Source organism: Thiocapsa sp. (assembly GCF_035467215.1).
Classification (GTDB): domain Bacteria; phylum Pseudomonadota; class Gammaproteobacteria; order Chromatiales; family Chromatiaceae; genus Thiocapsa.
The window spans coordinates 1-7,753 of the sequence record NZ_DATITZ010000133.1 but is presented as its reverse complement, the minus strand read 5'-3'; the positions used below and the strand labels follow the sequence as shown (position 1 = coordinate 7,753).

Below are 7,753 nucleotides of genomic sequence, written 5' to 3'. Positions count from 1 at the left end.
GCGCGACTACGCCCTCTACCGCGAGGCCCGCGCCCGCGAGCGTGCCGAGCGCGCGGCGGCGAGCACGCCGGCCAAGGCCCCGCACCCGCTCTCGGTCACCCTCCCCGACGGCAGCACCCGTCCGCTGGATGTCGCACGCCTGACGCGTCTGCTCGAGGAGGCCTGTCGCGACCTCGACGCCGTGGACGCGCAAGCCATCCTGGCCGACACCCTGCGCAACCTCTTCGACGGCGTGCGCGAGGCCGACGTCGGACAGGCGCTGGTGATGTCCGCCCGCGCCCGGATCGAGAAGGATCCCCAATACAGCCAGGTCGCCGCCCGGCTGCTGCTCGACGTGCTGCGCCGCGAGGCACTGGGCTTCTTGGGGCTGGCCGTCGGGGTGGAGACCCAGGCCGATCTGGCCGAGCGCTACAGCGACTATCTGGCGGCCTATATCAAGCGCGCCGCGGATCTCGAGCACCTCGACCCGCAGCTCGCCCGCTACGATCTGGCCCGCCTCGGCGCCGCGCTCAAGCCCGAGCGCGATCTGCAATTCACCTATCTCGGCCTGCAGACCCTCTACGACCGCTATTTCATCCACACCGCCGACGGCATCCGCTTCGAGCTGCCCCAAGCCTTCTTCATGCGCGTCGCCATGGGTCTGGCCATCAACGAGATCGACCGCGAGACCCGCGCCATCGAGTTCTACGAGCTGCTCTCGAGCTTCGACTTCATGAGCTCGACCCCGACCCTCTTCAACTCCGGCACGCTGCGCCCCCAGCTCAGCTCCTGTTATCTCACCACCGTCCCGGACGATCTGGACGGCATCTACGGCGCCATCAAAGACAACGCACTCCTGTCGAAATTCGCCGGGGGACTCGGCAACGATTGGACCCGCGTGCGCGGCATGGGTGCCCACATCAAGGGGACCAACGGCAAGAGCCAGGGTGTGGTGCCCTTCCTGAAGGTCGCGAACGACACGGCGGTGGCGGTCAACCAGTGCTTCGCACCGGAGACCACCGTCTTTACCGCTGACGGCCCCAAGCCGATCGCGGACGTGCGGGTCGGCGATCTGGTGCTGGGTCAGCGCGGACGCTATCGCGAGGTCACGGAGCGCTTTGTCTACGACCAGAAGGACGCACCCATGGTCCGGGTGGCGGTCAAGCATTCGGTCAATGATCTGGACGTCACCGCCGGTCATCCCTTCTGGGCCATCCAGGGCGTACCGATGGAGCAGTCCATCGAACGCACGCTCGGCCAGATCGAGCAGGCCCGTTTCCGACCCGAGTGGGTCGAGGCCGGCCTGCTGACGCGCGGGGACTATGTGGCTCAGGTCATCCCGGCCGAGGTGGTGCCGGTCCCGGAACTCACCCAAGCGGATGCACGCTTCTACGGCATTCTGCTCGGCGACGGGCACCTCACGCGCGGCCGCGAGTTCGGTATCTCCGGCAACCCCGGGTGCGACAACGGTCATCTCCAATTCGTCCGCGACTATCTCACCGAGCGCGGCATCCACTTTTGGGAGAACGGACGGGGCAATGAATACATCCAGATCAATTGGGCCGTCGGCAGGGGCTTGGCCCGCTGCGCGACCACCGGTCGCTATGTCGGATTGGACGAGGCCCATCTACCCTTCAGCTATGAGGACCTCTACGACGCCGGCGGCAAGAAACGCATCGCACGCCGCTTCAGCCATCTGCCGCACGATCAGGCACTGGCACTCGTCCAGGGACTTCTGGAAACCGATGGCGGGATAAGCCGCGGCAAAGAAATCTATTTCACCTGCACCTCCGCCGCGCTCGCCGAAGGCTTGCGTTATCAGCTCCTGCGACTCGGCATCCCCTGCGCCGGTCAGTATCGCGTGCGCCACAATGCCCACACGGGCACACGCGGTGACGGCTCGGTGGTCTCCTTCACCGGCACTGTTCGCGCCTTCGACCTGCGCATCCCGGCCGTGCCCGAGATCGCCGAGCTGGTCGGCGTCCCGGCGCTCACCAAGCGGAACTGGTTCCGCTTGGGCAATTGGATCTTCACGCGGGTCAAGTCGGTCACCTCCATCGCGCCGGTCGCCAAGGTCCACGACCTCAAGGTCGAGGGCGACGAGACCTACATGACCGCCGCAGCGCTGGTCCACAACGGCGGGAAACGTAAGGGCGCCGTCTGCGCCTATCTTGAAACCTGGCACGTCGACATCGAAGAATTCCTCGACCTGCGCAAGAACACGGGCGACGATCGCCGCCGCACCCACGACATGAACACCGCCAACTGGGTGCCGGATCTCTTCATGAAGCGGGTCGCCGAGGACGGGCACTGGACCCTCTTCTCGCCCGACGAGGCCCCGGACCTGCACGACCTGACCGGGCTGGCGTTCGAGCAGGCCTATGTCGGCTACGAGGAGCGTGCCGCGCGCGGCGAGCTCAAGGTCTCCAAACGGATCAAGGCCGTGGATCTCTGGCGCAAGATGCTCGCCATGCTCTTCGAGACCGGACACCCCTGGATCGCCTTCAAGGATCCGTGCAACCTGCGCTATACCAATCAGCATGTCGGGACCGTGCACAGCTCCAACTTGTGCACTGAAATCACATTGCATACCAATGACTTGGAGATCGCCGTCTGCAATCTCGGCAGCGTCAATCTGGCCGCGCACGTGACCGAGAAGGGGCTCGACACCAAGCGTCTGCGCAAGACGGTCAGCACCGCCATGCGGATGCTCGACAACGTCATCGACTACAACTTCTACAACGTCCCGCAGGCGCGCAACTCCAACCTGCGGCACCGTCCGGTCGGGCTCGGCATCATGGGATTCCAGGACGCCCTCTATCAGCTGCGCATCCCCTACGCGAGCATGGAGGCCGTGCAGTTCGCCGATCACAGCATGGAGGCGTTCAGCTATTACGCGATCCGCGCCAGCACGGACCTCGCCGAAGAGCGCGGGCGCTATCAGAGCTTCGAAGGCTCGCTCTGGAGCCGCGGGATCCTGCCGGTCGACAGCATCGAGCTGCTTGCAGAGGCGCGCGGCAGCTATCTGCAGATGGACACCGGCACCACGTTGGACTGGAACGCCCTGCGCGAGCGCGTGCGCACCGTCGGCATGCGCAACTCCAACTGCATGGCCATCGCACCGACCGCGACCATCAGCAACATCGTCGGGGTCAGCCAATCGATCGAGCCGACTTATCAGAACCTCTTCGTCAAATCCAACCTCTCGGGCGAGTTCACGGTCGTCAACCCCTATCTTGTGGTCGATCTGAAGGAACGCGGCCTGTGGGATTCGGTGATGGTCAACGATCTGAAATACTACGACGGCTCCATTCAGCAGATCGACCGCATCCCGGAGGATCTCAAGGCGCTCTACGCCACCGCCTTCGAGGTCGACGCCCGCTGGCTGGTGGAGGCCGGAAGCCGTCGCCAGAAATGGCTCGACCAGGCCCAGAGCCTCAACCTCTACATGCGCGAGCCGAGCGGCAAGAAGCTCGACAATCTTTACAAGCTGGCGTGGGTGCGGGGTCTGAAGACGACCTACTATCTGCGGTCCATGGGTGCGACCCATGTTGAGAAATCCACGATGGACGACGCAGGGAAGGCCAATCGGCTCAGCGCGGTCGGGGGCAACTATCTTTCGCTCGACAAGGCAAAGGGCAACGGCGCCGCCGCACCCGCAGCCTGCTCGATCCTAGACCCGGAGTGCGAAGCCTGCCAGTAGACGTAGGGGCATGCAGGGCATGTAGGTGCGACTTTAGTCTCCCGGTGGTCCCACGACGACGGTTGTTTCCGAGAAGGCGACTAAAGGCGCCCCTACACCGCCTCTACAGCGCCGCCACACGGACGATGGAGACGACATGACCAACGCAACACCACTGATCGCACACCACGGCGCCGTCGACGGCGTCACCGGCTCTTGCCATGAGCTGATGCTCGGCGACGGCCGTTCGGTTCTGATCGACTGCGGGCTCTTCCAAGGTGCGGAGACGGCCTCGGACGGCGCGGGTACCGACCGTCCGTGGATCGGCTTCCCGGTCGATCGCATCCAGGCGCTGATCCTGACGCATGTGCACATCGACCATGTTGGGCGCCTCCCCCATCTCCTGGCTGCCGGCTTTCGCGGCCCGATCCTGTGCAGCGAGGCCTCCGCGGAGCTTCTGCCGCTGGTCTTGGAGGACGCACTGAAGGTCGGCGTCACCCGCGATACGGCTCTCATCCAAGCCGTCCTGCGCGGACTGCAGGCACGCCTTGTCCCGCTGCCCTACGGGGACTGGTACCCCTTGATCGCGGGCGAACCTTCACTGCGCATCCGTCTGCAGCAAGCCGGTCACATCCTCGGCTCCGCCTACGTCGAATGCGACCTGACCCACGCCGGGACCACCACGCGTGTGCTCTTCTCGGGAGACCTCGGCGCGCCGCATACCCCGCTGCTGCCGGATCCGACCCCTCCGGAATCCGCCGATGTCGTGGTGCTGGAGAGCACCTACGGCGACCGCATCCACGAGGACCGCAGCACGCGTCATCAGCGCCTGCGGACCATGGTCGAGCACGCCTTCGAGGACGGCGGGACCCTTTTGATCCCGGCCTTCAGCATCGGGCGAACGCAGGAGCTGCTCTACGAGCTGGAAACCTTGGTGCACGAGAACCGCGGCACCGAAGGCAGCGGAGGCAAATGGCGTTGGGAGGATCTCGCGGTGGTGCTGGACTCACCGCTGGCGGCGGATCTGACCGCCGGCTACCGTCGACTGCGCGCGCACTGGGACCGCGAGGCCGAGGCCCGCGTTGCGGCCGGGCGCCATCCGCTGGCGTTCGATCGAATGCTGACCGTCGACGATCACGCCGCCCATCTGCGCATGGTCGAATACCTTGCGCGCGAGCATCGCCCAGCCATCGTGATCGCCGCGAGCGGCATGTGCGCCGGGGGGCGGATCGTCAATTACCTCAAGGCCATGCTCGGCGATCCGCGCCACGATGTCCTCTTTGTCGGCTATCAAGCCGCCGGCACGCCGGGCCGCGACATCCAACGCTACGGACCCCGCAGCGGTTATGTCGAGCTCGACGGCCGCCGCTACGACATCCGCGCCCGCATCCATACCATCGGCGGCTATTCCGCCCATGCCGACCAACAGGATCTGCTCGACTTCATCGGCGCCATGTCACCACCACCCCGTGAGGTCATCCTCGTCCACGGCGAGCACGGCGCCAAAACCGCCCTACAAGACGTTCTGCTGCAGCGCTTTCCCGGGATCAAGGTCCGCATTCCCTGAGCCTAGCGGACGATTTCTTTCTCATCAGGCGCAGGCTTGTGCGGGGTGACGAGCAAGGCCATCGCCCGCAGCAGCATTTGAACCCGAGGCCGCAGTGTTAACATAGGCGTCATCGCCGCCGCCCGCCTGCCGGAGTAACCGTGGAAAGCCCGTTTGCGACCACCCGTCACCCGTCGGGCCGGATCTTTGCGTCAATGCCCAAAAGCCCGAGCGAAGGCCTCCCGCGATGAAGGTTTGGCTCCAGCGCGCACGCTCGCGCCTCCTGGTCTTTCTGCACGACATGCTGATGATCCCGTTGGCTTGGGGTTTGGCGTATTGGATGCGCTTCAATCTCGGCTATGTGCCGCCGGAATTCATCGACGAGGCCATCGAGACCCTCCCGTTCGTCGTGGTGGTCATCGGCTCGGTCTATTGGATGTTCGGGCTCTATCGCGGGGTCTGGCGTTTTGCGTCGATGGACGATCTCGTGCGGATCGCACAAGCCGTCCTGGTCGGCACCACCCTGCTGCTCTTCCTGCTCTTCGCCTTCAACCGGATGGCCTATATCCCGCGGTCATTGCCGGCGCTGTTCGTGATCTTTCAGCTGATGCTCTTAGCCGGGCCGCGACTCCTCTATCGATGGATGAAAGACCGGCATCTGGATTTCAGCGGCGGAAAGCGGGTCTTGATCGTCGGCGCCGGCCGCGCCGGCGAGATGTTGGTCCGTGACCTGCTGCGCGATCGCCATTCGGGATATGTCCCGGTGGCCTTCGTCGACGACAAACCGCGCCGTCAAGGCGGTGTGGTGCACGGGGTGCCGATCCGCGGCACGACCCACGACATCCCGCAACTGGTGGAGACCTTCGGGATCGACGTCGTCCTCTTGGCCGCGCCGAGCGCCTCCACCCACGAGATGCGCCGGCTTGTCGGGCTCTGCGAGTCCGCCGGGCGGCCCTTCCGCACCGTACCCCAGATCAAGGAGTTGATGGCGGGTCAGGTGAGCGTGAATCAATTGCGCTCGGTCTCGATCGAGGATCTGCTGGGACGTGAGCCGGTGACCTTGGATTGGGAGGGCATTCGCGACGGTCTGGCGGATCGCGTGGTGTTGGTCAGCGGGGCGGGCGGCTCGATCGGCTCGGAGCTTTGTCGCCAGCTGCGCAGCTGCGGTCTGCGTCGGCTGATCCTGCTCGATCATGGCGAGTACAACCTGTACCGAATCGAGACCGAGCTGCTCGACAGCCCGAACCCCCCGGTCTTGGCCCGTTACCTGGTGGATGTCACCAATGCGGTCGCGATCAACGACCTCTTCAAGCGCCTGCGACCGGATGTCGTCTTCCACGCCGCGGCCTACAAGCACGTTCCCCTGCTGGAGGACCAGATCCAGGCGGCGCTGCACAACAACGTCATCGGGACCCGCATGATCGCCTCCGCCGCGGATCTGTGGGGCTGCGAGCGTTTCGTGCTCATCTCGACCGACAAGGCGGTCAACCCCTTCAACGTCATGGGGGCGAGCAAGCGTTTCGCGGAGCTGCTCTGCCAAGACATTCAGACCCGCTCCGCCTGTCGCTTCATGACGGTGCGCTTCGGCAACGTGTTGGGGTCGGCCGGCAGCGTGGTGCCGCGCTTCCAGCAACAGATCGAGCGCGGTGGACCCGTGACCGTCACCCATCCCGACATCGAACGCTTCTTCATGACCATCCCGGAGGCCTGCCAGCTCATCATGCAGGCGGCGGTGATCGGCAAGGGCGGCGAGACCTTTGTGCTCGACATGGGTGAGCCCGTGAAGATCCGCTATCTGGCCGAGCAGATGATCCGTCTGTCCGGACGGGTACCGGAGCGCGATATCAAGATCGAGTACACCGGGCTGCGCCCCGGCGAGAAACTGTTCGAGGAGCTGTTCTATCCCTCCGAAGGGTTCGCCGATACCCCTCACCCGCGCATCCACATCGCCCGCCGAACCGAAGCACCCGGCGCCGACCTGCTCGAATCCGCCTTGAGCGATCTCGGCCAAGCTCTGGCCGATGGTGACGACGCGGCGGCCAAGGCCGTTCTCGGACGGGTTGTCCCGGATTGGAATTCCGACCCGGGGAAGGAGTCCGCCTGAACCTTCCCGCGCTCACGGAAAAGGACCAAAAGGACCTGGATCTGGCCGTCGAGTGCGAGGCGGACTACATCGCCGGCTCTTTCGTAAGAGACGCGGCCCACGTTCGCGAGTTGCGCGATGCGATGAAGGCGCTTGAAGGAGATGCCCAGCTCATCGCCAAGATCGAGGACCAGGAGGCGATCCGCAATATCGATGCCATCATCAGCGAGGCGGATGTCATCATGATTGCCCGCGGTGACCTTGGGACCGAGGTTGAGTTTGAGGAGCTTCCGATTCTTCAACGCCGGATCGTCAGGCGCTGCCACGATCTCGGCACCCGCGTCATCGTTGCCACCCAACTGCTGGAATCCATGATCACCAACCCCACGCCCACACGCGCGGAGGTCACCGATGTGGCGAATGCGGTTTACGAGGAAGCGGACGCGCTGATGCTCTCCGGGGA

At 64.9% G+C, this 7,753-nt stretch carries 4 protein-coding genes; all 4 read left to right on the top strand.

Features of this window, described 5'->3' with window-relative positions; translation table 11 throughout:
* Positions 1-3,682, top strand: a 3,682-nt coding sequence (locus tag VLR48_RS07650) for a ribonucleoside-diphosphate reductase subunit alpha (protein WP_325291213.1), incomplete at its 5' end; no start/stop codon positions are given.
* A 136-nt stretch (positions 3,683-3,818) separates the two neighbouring features.
* Entirely contained in the window at positions 3,819-5,228 is a 1,410-nt protein-coding gene (locus tag VLR48_RS07645; protein ID WP_325291212.1) for an MBL fold metallo-hydrolase, read from the top strand.
* A 226-nt stretch (positions 5,229-5,454) separates the two neighbouring features.
* Positions 5,455-7,311 carry a nucleoside-diphosphate sugar epimerase/dehydratase gene (locus VLR48_RS07640; protein ID WP_325291211.1) on the top strand — a complete coding sequence of 619 codons (1,857 nt, stop codon included), beginning with the start codon at positions 5,455-5,457 and terminating at the stop codon, positions 7,309-7,311.
* Positions 7,278-7,753 (top strand): pyruvate kinase (locus tag VLR48_RS07635; RefSeq protein WP_325291210.1); only part of this gene is annotated, 476 nt, incomplete at its 3' end. The genes VLR48_RS07640 and VLR48_RS07635, both read left to right, overlap by 34 nt.